This is a genomic window from Magnetospirillum sp. UT-4 (genome assembly GCF_902729435.1).
In the GTDB taxonomy this organism is placed as follows: Bacteria; Pseudomonadota; Alphaproteobacteria; order Rhodospirillales; family Magnetospirillaceae; genus Magnetospirillum.
This window is the reverse complement of the sequence record NZ_CACVCG010000060.1, coordinates 19,730-35,648: the sequence shown is the minus strand read 5'-3', so window position 1 is coordinate 35,648 and position 15,919 is coordinate 19,730. Positions and strand designations below refer to the sequence as shown.

The following is a 15,919-nucleotide window of genomic DNA, read 5'->3' as shown; positions in this document are numbered from 1 at the left end:
TAGGACGGGCTAAACATCATTGCCGGGCAAATCGACACGAATTGCCGACAATTCGAGAGCTACACCCCTCGTAGTTGCGAGATTCCCCAGTGATCTCGCTCCGCGTAGTACTGGTTGCCGCCCTATCCGTGACCGGCGTCGAAGCATGGGGCCAGGAGGCTCCCGCTACGACGCCGATACCTCAGGACCAATCGGGACCAGCCACTCCGAGGGCCAAATGCCCAAAGAAGCAAGCGCCCCCATACTTCGACAACGGGAATCCGAGCGAATGGGTAGCCACGCTGACATTGCCGAAATTAGAAAAAGAATTTCAGGACGCATCGAAGGAATGTCAGCCCGATCTTAAACCGCTTCTGGAAGCTGCGGAACGGGCGAACAGAGTGTTCGAAGCGTTGACGGATTTGGCCAACGCCGGCGCCACGTTGGCCAAAGCCGCCAATTCCAATGACTGGCCGCCCCAGACTATCTGCCGACCGTGCGACCAACACCGAGACGCCATTAAGGGGCTGATCACGCACATGCCAAAGGCGGCCCCGCACCGCACCGAGAGAGATAGGATTCCCGCGCTCATCCAAGCGGCCAAGGCGCATGAGGACAAGTTGAATAAGGCATGCCTGGCGCTGGTAGCCCAGCCCGATTTCGACCGGGAGGCCTTTGCCGAAGTCGCTTACTTCCACCTGACGGAAAGCTACCACTTGATCAAGGAAGCCCTTGGCCAAGCCAGGCACGCGTGCGAGAGGGGGAAATGAAATGGCCCCTCTAAGCTATCTGATCTACGACAACCAAACCCTGGGCCCCCGAGGGCGGGATTGGGATGTTAAATTTGCATCCCCCGACCTGCCCGACCGGGCATCCATCGCCAGACGCCTGGCCTCATTCGGGAAGAACCTGAAAGTGGCCGCCGATGCCGCCGGGTGGAATTTCAGGTTTGCTACCGCCGCCGGCGAAATTCCGCCCCTTGCCGGCATACTAGTCTGCGTCGCTGTTGAGAAGCTCAGGGCGACGTCGGAACGCCCGACCTTCACCCTGGTCGGCTTCTGGATCCCGTCGGGAAGCCTGGACACCCTGCATCAATCGGATTTTCTCGAATCGGCCCGCCGCATCATCCACAACCAAGGGGAAAACTTCGCGCCAAAAATAATTCCCGCATCCCGGCCCGTCGATCGGCGCGGAGGTCAGTCGGCGCAGCCGCCAGCATCGGGCATCGTCCGGCGGGAGGATGCGGATTTCCCCATTCGTCTTTTCCTCCAGAGGTCGGGGGCGCGCGTGCAATGGGCGTCCGCTCTTCCCCTGGTGGATGGGAATTTCTCGCTGCATGTTACAATGTCAAAGCGAGTTGACGATCGCGGCCCGAGCGGGCCGAATAGAAGTTACGCTAAATACGGATCGACGGCCTTTCTGGCATCGAGTGCGATTTTCGCGGCCGGGCTCGTATATTTGGCAAATTCCGATCATTCGGCCATTTTCAATGTGTCCGCGCGGAGAAAAGAGGATGTATCCGCGCCAAATACAGGGCCTGCGCGCCCCCCCGTCATTGCGACAGAGGCCGGGACGAGGCTAACGCAGCCCCCCGCAGCCCCGCCCCCGCCTGCTGCGCCTAAAATTGCCGAAATTTCTCCGATCACCGTCCGCACCCCGGACGTCAAATTGCTCGAGACGAACCTGAAGATGTTCCACTCCACCACGGCTGAGCAACTGGCTTCCGATCCCGTGATTGAGTTGGTGAAAAATGTAAAGTTCCAAGCGGAGTCTGAGAATATTGGCGAAATAGTGAAGAATTTTCCGCACGAGGCCATGCTATCAGTAAATCAAATGAATGACAAAAATCCGTATCATTACAAACAGCAGCCAGACTTATTTAATACACCGGAAAAAATAGCCGCCTCTATTTTACGAGCGCTCAAACCGGTATTAGTTAATACGGAATCATGCGAGAGCATCAAGAAATATTTTTTAGCATACTACAACACCCCGACATCGCCGATTGGCCGCTTTTGCCGGGCCGTTGACGCAACATCATCTGAAATAAATAGCGTTAAATAAAGGGTGGGGGAGAAAATGGACAAAACGTTTATATTTAATATTCTGGCGGTCGTTTTCATGATGGCGTCTGCGGGTGCGCTGGGCCTTGCGGTCTTGACAGTCGTCCGGGGATTTACCCATGAAGAGGCCCCTGCCGGTCGCAACCGCGCGCTTGCGCTTTTTCTCGGGATGCTAGCCTTCGGCCTTACCTTCGCATTTGATATCGATCTTCAGAGCCTGGTATTTGCCGCTGGCACCGGTATGGACCAATCCGGCTGGGTCGATCTGCTGGGGTCGTTCATGGTGATCTCGCCGACCATGAAGAAAGTCATCATGGGGGCCTTTGGACTCGGCGTTGGCATCGCGCTTTCGTTTTATATCCGCCGCATCCTGCGAGAGGGCGGTGAGCAGCAGGTCAATATCGGCCTGGTGGTGATGGGCGTGGTGTCGGGCGTGATGCTGCACGTTTCTTATACGCTGCTGCAGGTGTGGGCCGCAGAAAAGCCCACCACGACCCTGGTTACCACCGGCATGTTCCTTTTCGGTGCGATTGGCACCATGCTCTTTGGCGGGCGTCGGCAGCAGGAATCTTGCGAATAAGCGCGGGCCGAAACGACTAGTGGGCCGATTCGACGAACTGTGCACAGATCCATTCTGATGGTCGGTGTACCATCTGAATGGATCTGTGCAGTATGTCTGAGCTGAGCTCCCGAAAGGGCGCACCCTGTCCGGCAGATCATGGATGACGAAAAACGCCAGCCATCCCCGTATCCGCGCCTGTCGCGCGGAGGCGGAGCTGACCTGTGCGCCACCACCGCGCTGCCCCTGACCACCACAAAGTGGAAGGGCAACTCGGTCATAGCAGACACCTACTGTAGCCCAACGGTTCCGAAACCACCAACGGCACCGTGATCATGCGGTCGCGTCTGGATTTAGTCGGCCGGGGTCTGAAGGGCAGCCACATTGGCGAAGCGTTGCGGGGACAGGATTTGAACCTGTGAATGTAGGTTATGAGCCTACCGACTTACATCTCTGCCACAGGAGAGGCCCCGACCGCGTTCCAGCTCCTGGGTGGGGAGTTCGTCGAACCGATACACCGACCTCAGCCCGGCTCATACCGAGGAAATTCTGTGAGTCCCCAGGCGTCCGGCAACGCACGAAACCACAGGGCACCGGCCGGCCCCAGACGGGCGTCAGCGCTCACCAGAGCGCAAGCCACCGTCTCAGCCGGTCTCACCGACCAGCCCTCACCACCATCGATTTTGGGTAATTAATGGGTAAGTTCCTGCGGCGGAACCATAACCCATTGATTCGCTTGGCGTCCCCACGGGGATTCGAACCCCGGTCGCCGCCGTGAGAGGGCGGTGTCCTAGGCCTCTAGACGATGGGGACGTCCGGGCGCGGAGGCCGCTTTATGCCGAATGGGGCGGGGGCTTGCAAGCGTTTTTTTTCGGGGTGCGGATGGGCACCGGGCGGAAGCTGCCGCGTTTCTCGTCCAGGCGGTGGGCCAGGGTCTGCACCGTCTGGCCGTCCAGCACGCCGATGATGACCCAGGCGAGGTCGGGCTCGAAGGCCAGGGCGCGGTCGGTGCCCGAGGGATCGGCGGTGCCGTCGGTGTGGGAGTGGTAGTGGCCGATCAGGCGGTCCTTGCCGCCGGCCTCGCGCAGGTCACGTTCCAGGCGCAGGCGCACGGCGGGATCGACCTCAAAGCGGTCGGTGTCGGCGGCCAGCAGGTTGGGCGCCGCCACCACCCGGGTCACCCGCACCAGCTGGCCCCGGCCGCGGCCGACGATCAGGCCGCAGGCCTCGGCCGGGAAGGCCGCCTCGGCGGCGTCCGCCATCTGCTTCAGCAGGCCGGCTTCGATCTGCAGGATCATCGCGCTGCCGCCGGGGCGAGAACGAAGCTGCCCGTGGCGCTGCCGGTGACCGGATCGAACACCAGCAGCCGCACCGGCCCCGGCCCGCCCAGACGCACCACCAGACGGTCTCCGGCCGCCAGCACCTGGTCGACCTTGGCTCCGGCCGGCAGCGCCACCGTCACCTCGCCGAACGAGGCGGTGGCGGCCGGCACCGCCTGCGCCATGGGCGCGGGTTTGGCCCCCATCTGGGTCGCCTTGGTGTAGAACCCGTAGACCAGCAGGCCGATGCCGGCGAGCAGCAGGGTGGACATCACCGCAACCAGGGCCTTGATAGCTTTCATGGGGTGGGATTCAATCCTGGCTGGAATCCGAAGGAAACATGCCGATGTCCGCCGTCACCATCCTGACCCCCGCCGCGGTCCTGCCCGAGGAGGCCGGGACCCGCCTGGACAAGTGGCTGTCGGCCCGGCTGCCCGAGCTGTCGCGCACCCGCGTCAAGGGGCTGATCGAGGACGGCGCTGTGACCTCGGCGGGAGCGACCATAACCGACGCCTCGGCCAAGGTCAAAGCCGGGCAGGACTTCACCGTCGCGGTGCCGCCCGACGCCCCGGCCGAGCCCGAGCCCCAGGCCATGGACCTGGTGGTGGTCTACGAGGACGACGAGCTGATCGTGATCGACAAGCCGGCCGGGCTGGTGGTCCACCCTGCCCCCGGCAGTCCCGACCGCACCCTGGTCAACGCCCTGCTGGCCCATTGCGGCGAGTCCCTGTCGGGCATCGGCGGGGTGCGCCGGCCGGGCATCGTCCACCGCCTCGACAAGGACACCTCGGGCCTGATGGTGGCAGCCAAGACCGACCGCGCCCACCACGCCCTGTCGGCCCAGTTCGCCGCCCATTCCATCGAGCGCGCCTATGTCGCCCTGGTGTGGGGCCGCCCGGCCCCGCCCGAAGGCGAGGTGGTGGGCAACATCGGCCGCTCGACCCAGGACCGCAAGAAGATGGCGCTGGTCAAAGGCGGCGGGAAGTTCGCGCACACCCGTTATCGGACGATCAGGTCGTTCGCCCACGGCTTGGTAAGTCTGGTGGAATGCCGGCTGGCCACCGGCCGCACCCACCAGATCCGGGTCCACATGACCTCGCTCGGCCACCCCCTGGTGGGGGATCAGACCTATGGGCGCTCGCGTCCCCCCCGGGCGGCGACGCTATGCTCCGACACAGGTCGGCATTTGGCCGGCTTTCCACGCCAGGCGCTTCACGCCTACCTACTCGGGTTTGACCACCCGACCAGCGGGGAAAGGCTCCGCTTTGAAAGCACTATTCCTTTTGATATCAAAGCGTTGATTGGATTTTTAGAGGGCATATAAATATACGCTATACCTGACTGCCAAAGTGTGGCATTCTCATCTCCAAGCCAATGTGATAGCCCTTTGACCGCCGCGTGCCCCGAGGGGAGCCGCGGTGCCCGCGGGAAGACCGAACATTCCCGCCGAGGAGAGGAGAACTGAGATGACGGCCATGTCCTCCAGCCTGGCGCTGGCACCCGAAGGCAACCTGTCGCGCTATCTGCAGGAGATCCGGCGCTTTCCCATGCTGCCTCCCGAGGAGGAATACCAGCTGGCCAAGCGCTTCCGCGATGACGGCGACTTCAGCGCCGCAAACCGGCTGGTCACCAGCCACCTGCGTCTGGTCGCCAAGATCGCCATGGGCTATCGCGGCTATGGCCTGCCCATCGGCGAGCTGATCTCGGAGGGCAACGTCGGCATGATGCAGGCGGTCAAGCGCTTCGATCCCGATCGCGGCTTCCGCCTGGCCACCTACGCCATGTGGTGGATTCGCGCCGCCATCCAGGAATACATCCTGCATTCCTGGTCGCTGGTGAAGATGGGCACCACCGCCGCCCAGAAGAAGCTGTTCTTCAACCTGCGCAAGTTGAAGGGCCAGATGCAGGCCATCGAGGAGGGCGACCTGTCGCCCGAGAACGTGACCAAGATCGCCGAGCGCCTGGACGTCGCCGAATCCGACGTGGTGACCATGAACCGCCGCCTGTCCAGCCCCGACCATTCGCTCAACGCGCCGGTGCGCGCCGACGGCGAGGGCGAGTGGCAGGACTGGCTGGTGGACGAGCACGACGACCAGGAGACCGAACTGGGCGAGCGCGAGGAGCTGGGGCGGCGCCGCAAGCTGCTGACCTCGGCCCTCAAGTCGCTGAACGAGCGCGAGCGCCACATCCTCACCCAGCGCCGCCTGCAGGAGAACCCGGTGACCCTGGAGGATCTGTCGCAGCATTACGGCATCAGCCGCGAACGCGTCCGCCAGATCGAGGTGCGCGCCTTCGAGAAGCTGCAGAAGTCCATCAAGAACGCCGCCATCGAGGGCGGCGTGCACTGAACACCGGTGGGTGGCGATGAAAGAAAAGGGGCGCGGCACCTGACGGTGCCGCGCCCTTTTTGCGCGTGCCGCCGTCCTCAGACCTGTTCGATGGCCGACAGCAGCCAGGTGCCGCCGGGGCTGCGGACGAAGGTCCAGGCCTCGGTGGTTTCCACCGGGCGGGTGGCGTCGCCCTCGACCACCGTGCCGTCGGCGATGCGGACCATGTAGTCCTTGGCCGAGAAGGTGATGATGGCGGTGGCGTATTCCAGATCGCCGTCGCGCCAGGTCTCGGTGACGTCGCCCTTCAGCAGTTCGACCTCCTCGACCACGTTGCGCACCCCGTTGGACTGGTCGCGGGCCTGGTCCTCGCCCATCCAGCCGACCACCTCGGGGGTGGCGAAGTTGCGCAGCGCCACCGGGTTGCCATCGCTCCAGGCCTTCTGTACGCCGGCGATGATGTGGCTGAAGGCCTCCTGGTCGGCGGCCGAGGGCTCGAACTCCTTGGCGACGCGCTGGACATCGGCACCGCCGACCGGGGCGGCGGCCTCGCGATGATAGGGGACGGCGCCGCCGGCCGGGGCCGCGGCGGGGCGGCGGCGGAACAGACGGAAGCCGAGATAGATCAGGCCGCCGACCAGGGCCAGCTGCAGCAGGGTGCCGAACATGCTGGCCATGGGCGAGGCGTCCGAGGCGGCGGCCAGGGCCGGCGAATGGCCGAACAGCATGGAGCCGATGCCGGCGCCGACCAGGCCGCCCATGATGCCGGCCATCATCGGATTGCGCTGGAAGAAGCCGGGCTGAGCCGCCGCGCCCATGGGGGCGGCCGGCGCCATGGCCGGGTTCTGGCGCACCGCGCCGGGATTGTACATGGGCTGGGCGCCCGGCGCCGCCGGATTGGTCATGGACGGCGAAGCGGGCGGGGTGATGGAGCGCTCGATGGGGCGGTCATAGGTGCGCGAGCCGCGGCTGCCCATGCTCGAGCCCCGGCCGGCCTTGGCCCAGGCGTCCGCCGCCATGGCGAAGCAGACGACGACGGCGAGAACAGCGGAAATCAGGCGCATGCGCATTGGGGTTCCCCGGTGAGGTTGCAGGCGCCCGCCATATAGGTCCGGCCGGCCCCGTTTCAACCAAGGTCATGGAAGCGTCACTCGCCGTTGTCTTCCGCGCCCTTGATGCGGCTGGCCAGCGAGGCGGCCATGAACAGGTCGAGATCGCCGTCGAGCACCCCCTGGGTGTCCGAGGTCTCGACGTTGGTGCGCAGGTCCTTGACCATCTGGTAGGGCTGCAGCACGTAGGAGCGGATCTGGTGGCCCCAGCCGATGTCGCTCTTGGTGTCCTCCAGCGCCTGGGCGGCGGCCTCGCGCCGCTGCAGCTCGGCCTCGTACAGGCGCGAGCGCAGCATGGCCCAGGCCCGCGCCCGGTTCTGGTGCTGCGACCGCTCGGTCTGGCAGGCCACCGCGATGCCGGTGGGCAGGTGGGTGATGCGCACCGCAGAATCGGTCTTGTTGACGTGCTGGCCGCCGGCGCCGGACGACCGGTAGGTGTCGATGCGGCAATCGCCTTCGTTGATGTCGATGGTGATGGTGTCGTCCACCACCGGATAGACCCACACCGACGAGAAGCTGGTGTGCCGCCGGGCCTGGCTGTCGAAGGGCGAGATGCGGACCAGGCGGTGGACCCCGGCCTCGGTCTTCAGCCAGCCATAGGCGTTGTGGCCGAGCACGCGGATGGTCGCCGACTTGACGCCGGCGCCCTCGCCCGGGCTTTCCTCGAGGAATTCCACCTTGTAGCCGTGCTGCTCGGCCCAGCGGGTGTACATGCGCAGCAGCATCTCGGCCCAGTCCTGGGATTCGGTGCCGCCGGCGCCGGCGTTGATTTCCACGTAGCAATCGTTGTGGTCGGCCTCGCCCGAGAGCAGGGTCTCCAGTTCCATCTTGGCGGCCATGTCCTTGAGCGCCCGCAAGGTCGCCTCGGCGTCGGCGGCGACGGCGGCATCGCCCTCGGCATCGGCCAGCTCGATCAGCTCCACCAGGTCGGCGGTCTCGCTCTCCAGCCGGCGGCAGCCGGAAATCTGGGTGTCCAGACCGGTCCGCTCGCGCATCAGGGCCTGCGCCTTCTCGGCGTCGTTCCACAGATTGGGGTCCTCGGACGCCGCGTTCAGCTCGTCCAGCCGGCGCTGAGCCTCGTCCCAGTTCAGGTGGCGCTTCAGCAGGGCGACGGACTTGGCGATATCGGCGGCCAGCGCTTCGATCTCGGCGCGCAACTGTTCGACCTTTCGTGACGGATCGGAGGGGGTGTTTTAGGGGAAGTGGGGCACGGGCGCAACTGCGCTTCCTAAAGGGCCGGACCGCCCCGACCATCGCCCTATCGATGTGGCTTGACCTATGCAGCCACCTCCCAATATCGTTCCTGAGAGGGTTCATGGTGACGGACGGCGCATGCAAGACGATTTTCGCAACGGCCTGAAAGCGCTGTTGAAAGCTACGTCGAGGCTTGAAAAGGACGTCGGACCGGCGGTTGAAAAACTCGTTGACGGCGCGGCGCAGTTGCATGTTGACTTTGAGAGCCGCCGGAAGGCTCTCAAGGAGGATATGGACCGTGGAGCCCGCCTTACCGATCACCGAATTTCTCTATGATTTCACGTACCTAGATCGCGAGCGCGTTCACTCCCATTTTGCCCAGTTGTTTCCCGACGGATTGTTGACACAAATCAAGCGGGCTCAGCAGACCGGCGAAAAAGGCGAGGCGCGCGTCAAGGCTTCAGCGTTGGTTGCGTCCGGCAACGCTATTTTTGGCGAATCAACCCTGGAAACCCTGGAACGCCAGTATGATGCGGCATGGACACTGCCGATCACCCTACTGGATCGCTTAGATGAACTATCCTTCCTCCACCGGGATTTAGGGACTGCTCCACTGGGCCAACTCGTGCTTATACGGGGGGCACTCCAATTGCTCGACATTCGGATGCTTCAAAGCATGTGGGATCTTATCGCCAGACTGATGGAGCGAGAGGCCCGCCAGTCCGGAAACCGACAGTCGCGGCGCCGTGGACAGGACACCGGGAACGAACTGGCCAGTTTCAAAGATTTGGCGGAAATCATAAAAAAGATTCCCCATCCGCTGCAGATGAATTTTCTCTGCGGTGATGACCTGATCTGGTCGACACTTTCAGCTGAAAAATTGACTATGCCTCCAGACGATTTCGCGCTGAAGCACAGTTCAGTGATTCCGGGGGAATGGCACATGCTAGCTGTGCTTGACGCACGTCCCGATACCCACGATGTGAGCGCTGCCGACGCTTTCGCAGGATTTGCGGCAATGGGAAGCGGCCTAACAAGTGGTGTGATGCAGATGCTCGACGGAATACGCAACGCCGTCGGCCGGCCCGCCTTCGCTTTCGGGGTTACACCGCTGATGATTTTTCGGGCGGTACGCCCAAAGTCCAGCTAATACAATCCCCCCGGCACCGGCGCCGGGCCGCTGGCCGGCAGCGGCGGCGGCACCGGCGAGACCAGGCCGTGGGAGGCGCCGCCGGCGGCCGGCAGCGGATCGAAGCTGTAGCCTTCCGAGCCTTCGCCATCCAGCACGTCCTCGTCGTCGGCGGGCAGGCGGTCCGAGGCCTTGAACGCCTCGTAGATGGCCTTGCCGTCGCCCGGCATGGCCGGCTTGCCGGTGGTGGCGTTGACCCGGACCAGGCGCACCCCGGGCGGCACCCGGAACGGCATCGCCGGCCTGTTCTTCAGCGCGCCGGCCATGAAGTCGCGGAACACCGGCGCCGCCACCGAGCCGCCGGTCTCCTTGTCGCCCAGGCTCTGCGGCTCGTCGAAGCCGACGAACACGCCCACCGCCAGATCGGGCGCGAAGCCGACGAACCAGGTGTCGAAGCTGTCGTTGGAGGTGCCGGTCTTGCCGGCCAGCGGCTTGCCCACGGCGGCGACGGTGCGGCCGGTGCCGCGCTGCACCACGCCCTCCATGATCGACACCATCTGGTAGGCGGTGACCGGATCGACCAGCTGCTCGCGGATGTCGGGCAGGCGCGGCATGTCCTGGTTGGAATACTGCACCGGCCAGCAGCCGTCGCAGAACCGCTTGTCGTGGACGAACACGGTGCGGCCCTGGCGGTCCTGGATGCGGTCGACCAGGGTCGGCGTCACCCGTTTGCCGCCGTTGACCAGCATGGCATAGGCGGCGGTCAGCTTCAGCACGGTGGTCTCGCCCGCCCCCAGGGCCAGCGACAGGTGGCGCGGCAGGTTGTCGTAGATGCCGAAGCGGTTGGAATAGTCGGACACCTTGTCCATGCCCACCGCCTGGGCCAGGCGCACGGTCATCAGGTTGCGCGACTTCTCGATGCCGACGCGCAGGGTGGTCGGCCCCAGGAAGTCGCCGCCGTAATTCTTCGGCCGCCAGATGGGCAGGCCGGGTCCCTGCGGCAGGGCGATGGGGGCGTCGAGGATCAGCGCGGACGGGGTATAGCCGTGGTCCAGCGCGGTCAGATAGACGAACGGCTTGAACGCCGAGCCGGGCTGGCGCTGCGCCTGGGTGGCGCGGTTGAACTGGCTTTTCGAATAGGACCAGCCGCCGACCATGGCGAGCACGCGCCCGGTGTGCGGGTCCATGGCCACCAGGGCGCCCTCGATCTTCGGGATCTGCCTGAGCGCATAGGCGCCGTGGGGCAGCGGCTTGCCGTCCTCGGTGCGGGCGTCGAATTCGACCAGCACCACGTCGCCGGGCTGCACCACGTCGGCCGGGCGCTTGGGCGGCGGGCCGACCTCCTGGTCCTTCAGGGCCGGGCGCGCCCAGCGCATTTCAGAGAACGGGATGATGCCGGTCTCGCCGCCGGGGAAGCCGATCTGCGCCGATTGCTCGGTCACCGCCAGCACCGCCGCCATCACCCAGGGCTCGGCGCCGCGGGCCGGCGGCACCGCCGCCAGCCGCTGCGGCCAGCCGGCGCCGGGAACGATGCGGGCGACCGGGCCGCGCCAGCCGTGGCGGCGATCATAGGACAGCAGCCCGTCGCGCAGCACCTTCGAGGCCAGTTCCTGCAGCTCGGCGTCGACGGTGGAGCGCACCACCAGCCCGCCCTTGTACAGCACCTCCTCGCCGAAGCGGGCGGCGAGATCGCGGCGGATGTCCTCGGCGAAATAGTCGGCACCGACGATGGTCTGCCCGGAATCGCGGGCGCGCATCACCAGCGGCTCGGCGATGGCCAGGTCGTATTCGGCCCGCGACAGCTTGCCGTCCTCCAGCATGCGCCCGATGACCCAGTCGCGGCGCTCCTTGGCGGCCTGGGCGTGGCGGACGGGGTGGTAGTTGTTGGGCGCCTTGGGCAGCGCCGCCAGATAGGCCGCCTCGGCCACCGTCAGCTCGTCCAGCGCCCGCGAGAAATAGGAATTGGCGGCGGCGGCGACGCCGTAATTGCCCATCCCCAGGTAGATCTCGTTCAGGTACAGCTCGAGGATGTGGTCCTTGGTGAAGGCGCGCTCGATGCGGAAGGCCAGGATGGCCTCCTTGATCTTGCGCTCGATGCTGACCTCGTTGGTGAGCAGGAAGTTCTTGGCCACCTGCTGGGTGATGGTCGAGGCGCCCACCGGACGGCGGTCGGCCCCCATGCCCTTGTTGCGCAGGTTGATGATCACCGCCCGCGCGACACCGACGAAATCGACGCCGGGATGCTCGTAGAAACTCTTGTCCTCGGCCGACAGGAAGGCGTCCTTGACCCGCTGCGGCACCACCGACAGCGGCACGAAGGCCCGCTTCTCCACCGCGTACTCGGCCACCAGGCGGCCGTCGCCGCCATAGACGCGGGTGGTGATGGGCGGCTCGTAATGGGCGAGCTGATGGTAGTCCGGCAATCCCCGTCCGTAGTGCCAGAACAGGTACACTGCCCCGCCCGCGCCCGCGATGGCGAGCAGGAGGAACAGGCTGAACAGGATGCCGAGGATACGAAGCATGGCCCCTTGGCGCGAAGCGGCGGAACCGGCCGGTGGTACCCCGCCCCGGTTCCGCCGTCAAGCACGGAGGGGGAATAGAGACGGGTGAGTTCCGTGGAAATCACCCGTCTCCAGCCGCCATTGCGGCGGCGGCCAAGCCGCCGAAGGCGGCGCCCGGCGAGGGGCAAAAAAGCTTAGAACTTCACCGACCCCCGCATCCAGAAGGTCCGGCCCGGCTCGTTGACGCGGACGTTGTCGTTGTATTGCGACAGGTCGCCACCGGTCCAGATGCCGGTCCGGCTGATGTGCTCGGCATAGGTCTGGTCGAAGATGTTGTCGACGCCGCCGGTCAGGGTCAGCGCCTCCAGCGGCCGCCAGCCGATATTGGCCGACAGCACGGCGAAGCCCTTGGAGTGCTGGGTCATGTCGGTGCTCATGATGTTGCCCCAGCCCTGGTCGATGCGGTCCTGCCGGGAGACCGCCCGCAGATGCAGGCCGCCCAGCCAGGCGCCGTCGTCGTACTTGACGGCGACCGAGCCTTCCAGCGGCGGGGTCTGCGCCAGCGGCCGGTCCTCGCTGAGATTGTCGCCATGGGTGTAGGCCAGGGTGCCCTCCACACTCCAGGACGGCAGGAAGCGGTATTCCAGTTCGGCCTCGCCGCCGAAGCGGGCGGCGTCGATGGTCTTGGCGGTGCCGCTGGCGACCAGGATGTAGTCGCTGGTATAGGCGTAGAACAGCGTGCCGGCGCCGCGCCACGGACCCTGGCGGAACAAGGCGCCCACATCCGCCTGCTCCGTTTTCTCGGTGTTCAGGTTGAAGGTGGTGACGGTGGTGGTCTTGTTGCGCTCCCAGTAATCGGGGGCGCGCTCGACGTGGCCGAGATTGGCGAACAGGGTGGCGGGGACGCCCAGCACCGGCAGGTCGTGCTCGTAGCGGCCGAAGCCGGTGTTGAGCAGCCGGGTGTCGTTGAGGTTGGGATAGCTGTTGTGGCGGGTCGCCTCGACATGGGTCAGGCGATAGCCGGCGGCCAGGCGCTGGGTGGCGGACAGGTCATGGGCCGCCTCGCCGTAGCCCGACCAGGTATCGAACGAGATGTCGCGGCTGCGCGGCGTGGCGTCCAGCCCGGTGCCGGCCCGGTACGCGGCCAGGCTCTGGCTGCGGCTGGAATGGTCGTCGTGGTTGTAGTCGACCCCGAAGGTCAGGCGGGTGGCGTCGTTCGGGGTCAGCTCCACCGCCGTCTTGACGCCTTCCATCAGGTGATCGACCTGGGTCGCCGCGTTCATGGTGGCCATGCCGCCCCAGTTATAGCGCAACGAGTAGATGTCCATGATGTGATCGACGTAGTTGTGATAGGCCTGCGCCTTCACCTTGGCCAGCACGGGGGTGATGTTCTCCTTGCTGACCAGGACGCTCAATCCCTCGCGGTCGAGCTGGGTGGCGTCCATCATCTTGCCCGGCATGGCGGCCTGGCCCTGGCTCCGGTCGATGCCGACCTGGATCAGCGTGTCGGGATCGGGGGTCCAGCCCAGCAGCGCGGTGCCGCTGTGGCGCCAGTAATCGCTGTGCAGGGACGAGCCGTTGCCGTCCTTGTAGTCGCCGCCCGAGGAATGGGTGCCGATCATGCGCAGGAAGCCCCGGCTCGCCCCGGCGGCCAGGTCCACCATCTCGTCGTTGCGGTCGAAGCTGCCGTAGAGGGCACTGGCATTGGCCTTGACGCCCCAATCCTTGAACCCCGGCGGCTGGCGCTCGATCAGCACGCTGCCCAGCGCGCCGCCGCCGTGGACGACGCTCTGCGGTCCCTTCAGAACGGTCAGCCTGTCGAAGGAATCGGGGAAGATGTAAGAGGTCGGCGGGTCCATGCGGTGGGGGCAGCCGCCCAGCAGCGGCGTGCCGTCCAGCAGGATGTCGAGGCGCGAGCCGCCCTGGCCGCGCAGCACCGGGTCGCCGTCCACCGAACCCTGGCGGACCACGTTGAAGCCGGGAATGTTCTTCAGGTAGCCGGCGCCGTCGGCGGGCGGCACCGGACTGCGCGGATTGCGCGGATCGGTCTCGATCACCATCGGCGCCTCCATGCGGGGCGCGGTGACGATCACTTCGTCGAGGGTGGCGGGCTTGTCCCCGGCATGGCCGGGCATGGGCACGAGCGCGGCCAGGGCGGCCGACGCGAACAGGGCGCGTTTCATCTTTTGGTCTCCGGAAATCTCAAGTCTGATTGGATGGCGGATCAGACCGGAGACGGAGGGGCGCGCGGACACCCTGTCAGGCCCAGACGGGCGGGAACCGCCGGCCGGCCGGCGGGAATGACGACGGCAACCGCCGCCTGGACATGGGGCGCCGGCAGCGCGGCGGCGGCGCCTGGCGGCAGACCGCTGCCATGCATCAGCGGCAGGCAGAAGACGCAGGGACCCTCGGGCGCGGCGCCGCCATCCCTGCCCTGCTCGTCCAGGCGGACGATGCCGCCGACGGTGCAGATGAAATGCTCGTCGAGGGCGGGCGGCGGCGCCAGCGGCAGCAGGCCGCCGAACAGGTCGAACAGCAGCACCAGCAGGGCGGCCAGGGCGCGGTAGCGGATACGCTCAGCCACGGGGGACTCAACCACGGCCGGGCTCCAGCCGGAAGGTGACCGGGACCTCGAGCTCGGCGGCGACGGCGCTGCCGTCGCGGATGGCCGGCAGGAAGCGCCAGCCCAGCACCGCTGTCGCCGCGGCCTCGTCGAGGATGGCAAGTCCGCTGCCGCTCACCACCGTCACGTCGCTCACGGCCCCGGAGGGATCGACGGTCAGGCGCAGCCGCACCGTGCCCCCCTGCCCCCGCCGGCGGGCCGCATTGGGATAAAGTGGCGGCGGATTTCCGGCCATGGCGGTGGGCGGGCGGTCGGGCGGAGCTGCGGCCTGGGGGATGGCGGCAACGGCAGGTTCGCCGCCGCCTTCGCCGTCGGCCACGGCAACGGCACCGGAGCTTGCGCTGGAAGCGGCCGCCGGCCGCGCCGCCACGGGCCGAACCGGCGCCGGCGCGCGACGGACCGGGGCGGGCGGCGCCGGCCCGGCGGCAGGCGCCGGCAGCGCCACCGGCGCCTCCTGAACGGGTGCAGGTCTTGGAGCGGCGACGAACACCACCTCGACCGACCGCGGCTGCGGCGGCGGAACCGCCGGCCCGGCGCACAGCGCCGCCAGCGGCAGCAGCGCCGCATGCAGCAGCGCCGACCACCCCAGCGATGACAGACGGACCAGTTCCCTGGCGCGTGGCAGCATTCCAGCCCCGAATTCCCGGCAAGACCAGCGCCGCGGTCAGCCCCGCGGCGCAGCGATTTCAGACGGGAATGGCGGGGGGAGCGCGCGGCGCCGCCAGGCCGGAGGCGCGGTAGGGAGGCAGGTCGCGGATGAAGTCGGGCGTCACCGCGACCGCGGGCAAGGCCCCCGGCCCGATGGACACGCCGCCCGGCGCGATGGCGCCGCCATGCAGCAGCGGCAGGCAGAACACGCACGGGCCAGCCGCTTCGGCGGCCGGGACCTGTTGGTCGCCGGCGGCCGGCAGCACCATCATGCCGGCAGCGGTGCAGATGACGGTTTCGCCGAGGGAGACGGCCGAGGCCGGCATGACCAGGCCGCCGGCCAGGTTGAACGCCACCACCAGCAGCGCGAGCCACGCCCCGACCCGGCGGATCGGGCCGCGTGGATGCATAAGGGACAGGCTGGCGCGCGAACGGGTCATGGCCGGCATCATCGACATAGGACTGCGA

At 66.5% G+C, this 15,919-nt stretch carries 16 protein-coding genes and 1 tRNA gene; 7 read left to right on the top strand and 10 right to left on the bottom strand.

What is annotated here, in order from left to right; genetic code table 11:
* Positions 1-287: 287 nt before the first annotated feature.
* The 3 genes from MTBUT4_RS10230 (at position 288) to MTBUT4_RS10220 (ending at position 2,622) form a co-directional block, all read left to right on the top strand.
* Positions 288-749, top strand: a complete 462-nt coding sequence (locus tag MTBUT4_RS10230) for a hypothetical protein (RefSeq protein ID WP_173979588.1) — start codon at positions 288-290, stop codon at positions 747-749.
* A gap of 145 nt (positions 750-894) precedes the next feature.
* The gene (locus MTBUT4_RS10225) at positions 895-2,043 is read left to right on the top strand and encodes a hypothetical protein (protein WP_173979587.1); all 1,149 of its coding nucleotides are present in this window, start codon (positions 895-897) and stop codon (positions 2,041-2,043) included.
* 15 nt (positions 2,044-2,058) lie between these two features.
* Positions 2,059-2,622, top strand: a complete 564-nt coding sequence (locus MTBUT4_RS10220) for a hypothetical protein (protein ID WP_173979586.1) — start codon at positions 2,059-2,061, stop codon at positions 2,620-2,622.
* Between the two features lie 716 nt (positions 2,623-3,338).
* Here the strand turns inward: MTBUT4_RS10220 and MTBUT4_RS10215 are convergent.
* The 3 genes from MTBUT4_RS10215 to MTBUT4_RS10205 all read right to left on the bottom strand — a co-directional run bounded on the left by MTBUT4_RS10215 (position 3,339) and on the right by MTBUT4_RS10205 (position 4,222).
* Positions 3,339-3,414, bottom strand: a tRNA-Glu gene (locus MTBUT4_RS10215).
* A 20-nt stretch (positions 3,415-3,434) separates the two neighbouring features.
* Positions 3,435-3,899, bottom strand: a complete 465-nt coding sequence (locus tag MTBUT4_RS10210; RefSeq protein WP_173979585.1) for a M67 family metallopeptidase — start codon at positions 3,897-3,899, stop codon at positions 3,435-3,437.
* The gene (locus tag MTBUT4_RS10205; RefSeq protein WP_173979584.1) at positions 3,896-4,222 is read right to left on the bottom strand and encodes a hypothetical protein; all 327 of its coding nucleotides are present in this window, start codon (positions 4,220-4,222) and stop codon (positions 3,896-3,898) included. The genes MTBUT4_RS10210 and MTBUT4_RS10205 overlap by 4 nt, the downstream gene beginning before the upstream one ends.
* A gap of 44 nt (positions 4,223-4,266) precedes the next feature.
* Here MTBUT4_RS10205 and MTBUT4_RS10200 point away from each other — a divergent pair, with 44 nt between their 5' ends.
* Positions 4,267-5,244 (top strand): RluA family pseudouridine synthase, encoded by a 978-nt coding sequence (locus MTBUT4_RS10200; RefSeq protein ID WP_254434811.1) that lies wholly within the window; start codon positions 4,267-4,269, stop codon positions 5,242-5,244.
* A 142-nt stretch (positions 5,245-5,386) separates the two neighbouring features.
* Positions 5,387-6,268 carry an RNA polymerase sigma factor RpoH gene (gene rpoH / locus MTBUT4_RS10195; protein WP_173979582.1) on the top strand — a complete coding sequence of 294 codons (882 nt, stop codon included), beginning with the start codon at positions 5,387-5,389 and terminating at the stop codon, positions 6,266-6,268.
* A 77-nt stretch (positions 6,269-6,345) separates the two neighbouring features.
* Here rpoH and MTBUT4_RS10190 read toward each other — a convergent pair whose 3' ends face one another.
* Positions 6,346-7,311 carry a TIM44-like domain-containing protein gene (locus tag MTBUT4_RS10190; protein WP_254434810.1) on the bottom strand — a complete coding sequence of 322 codons (966 nt, stop codon included), beginning with the start codon at positions 7,309-7,311 and terminating at the stop codon, positions 6,346-6,348.
* 83 nt (positions 7,312-7,394) lie between these two features.
* Positions 7,395-8,513, bottom strand: coding sequence for a peptide chain release factor 2 (gene prfB / locus MTBUT4_RS10185; RefSeq protein WP_173979580.1), 1,119 nt, complete (start codon positions 8,511-8,513; stop codon positions 7,395-7,397).
* Positions 8,514-8,688: 175 nt separating this feature from the next.
* On the opposite strand from prfB, the gene MTBUT4_RS10180 reads away from it, so the two are divergent.
* The gene (locus tag MTBUT4_RS10180; protein ID WP_173979563.1) at positions 8,689-8,886 is read left to right on the top strand and encodes a hypothetical protein; all 198 of its coding nucleotides are present in this window, start codon (positions 8,689-8,691) and stop codon (positions 8,884-8,886) included.
* Positions 8,849-9,700, top strand: coding sequence for a hypothetical protein (locus tag MTBUT4_RS10175; RefSeq protein ID WP_173979579.1), 852 nt, complete (start codon positions 8,849-8,851; stop codon positions 9,698-9,700). Before MTBUT4_RS10180 ends, MTBUT4_RS10175 begins: the two co-directional genes overlap by 38 nt.
* Here the strand turns inward: MTBUT4_RS10175 and MTBUT4_RS10170 are convergent.
* The 5 genes from MTBUT4_RS10170 to MTBUT4_RS10150 all read right to left on the bottom strand — a co-directional run bounded on the left by MTBUT4_RS10170 (position 9,697) and on the right by MTBUT4_RS10150 (position 15,891).
* Positions 9,697-12,201 (bottom strand): penicillin-binding protein 1A, encoded by a 2,505-nt coding sequence (locus tag MTBUT4_RS10170; protein WP_173979578.1) that lies wholly within the window; start codon positions 12,199-12,201, stop codon positions 9,697-9,699. The two genes, MTBUT4_RS10175 and MTBUT4_RS10170, sit on opposite strands and share 4 nt — an antisense overlap.
* Positions 12,202-12,374: 173 nt before the next feature.
* Positions 12,375-14,363 carry a TonB-dependent copper receptor gene (locus tag MTBUT4_RS10165; protein WP_173979577.1) on the bottom strand — a complete coding sequence of 663 codons (1,989 nt, stop codon included), beginning with the start codon at positions 14,361-14,363 and terminating at the stop codon, positions 12,375-12,377.
* Between the two features lie 41 nt (positions 14,364-14,404).
* Entirely contained in the window at positions 14,405-14,764 is a 360-nt protein-coding gene (locus MTBUT4_RS10160; RefSeq protein ID WP_173979576.1) for a hypothetical protein, read from the bottom strand.
* 7 nt (positions 14,765-14,771) lie between these two features.
* A complete protein-coding gene (locus MTBUT4_RS19475) occupies positions 14,772-15,431 on the bottom strand; it encodes an energy transducer TonB (RefSeq protein ID WP_173979575.1) in 660 nt (219 codons plus the stop codon).
* Positions 15,432-15,489: 58 nt separating this feature from the next.
* Positions 15,490-15,891: a DUF2946 family protein gene (locus MTBUT4_RS10150; protein WP_173979574.1), complete on the bottom strand. Its 402-nt coding sequence runs from the start codon at positions 15,889-15,891 to the stop codon at positions 15,490-15,492.
* Between the last annotated feature and the right edge of the window lie 28 nt (positions 15,892-15,919).

What these genes read in the sequence shown, in the direction of transcription:
- MTBUT4_RS10220 (WP_173979586.1), top strand. Translation starts at nt 2,059, where the DNA reads ATGGACAAAACGTTTATATTTAATATTCTGGCGGTCGTTTTCATGATG.
- MTBUT4_RS10210 (WP_173979585.1), bottom strand. Translation starts at nt 3,899, where the DNA reads ATGATCCTGCAGATCGAAGCCGGCCTGCTGAAGCAGATGGCGGACGCC.
- MTBUT4_RS10205 (WP_173979584.1), bottom strand. Translation starts at nt 4,222, where the DNA reads ATGAAAGCTATCAAGGCCCTGGTTGCGGTGATGTCCACCCTGCTGCTC.
- MTBUT4_RS10200 (WP_254434811.1), top strand. Translation starts at nt 4,267, where the DNA reads ATGTCCGCCGTCACCATCCTGACCCCCGCCGCGGTCCTGCCCGAGGAG.
- rpoH (WP_173979582.1), top strand. Translation starts at nt 5,387, where the DNA reads ATGACGGCCATGTCCTCCAGCCTGGCGCTGGCACCCGAAGGCAACCTG.
- MTBUT4_RS10190 (WP_254434810.1), bottom strand. Translation starts at nt 7,311, where the DNA reads ATGCGCCTGATTTCCGCTGTTCTCGCCGTCGTCGTCTGCTTCGCCATG.
- MTBUT4_RS10180 (WP_173979563.1), top strand. Translation starts at nt 8,689, where the DNA reads ATGCAAGACGATTTTCGCAACGGCCTGAAAGCGCTGTTGAAAGCTACG.
- MTBUT4_RS10170 (WP_173979578.1), bottom strand. Translation starts at nt 12,201, where the DNA reads ATGCTTCGTATCCTCGGCATCCTGTTCAGCCTGTTCCTCCTGCTCGCC.
- MTBUT4_RS10165 (WP_173979577.1), bottom strand. Translation starts at nt 14,363, where the DNA reads ATGAAACGCGCCCTGTTCGCGTCGGCCGCCCTGGCCGCGCTCGTGCCC.
- MTBUT4_RS19475 (WP_173979575.1), bottom strand. Translation starts at nt 15,431, where the DNA reads ATGCTGCCACGCGCCAGGGAACTGGTCCGTCTGTCATCGCTGGGGTGG.
- MTBUT4_RS10150 (WP_173979574.1), bottom strand. Translation starts at nt 15,891, where the DNA reads ATGACCCGTTCGCGCGCCAGCCTGTCCCTTATGCATCCACGCGGCCCG.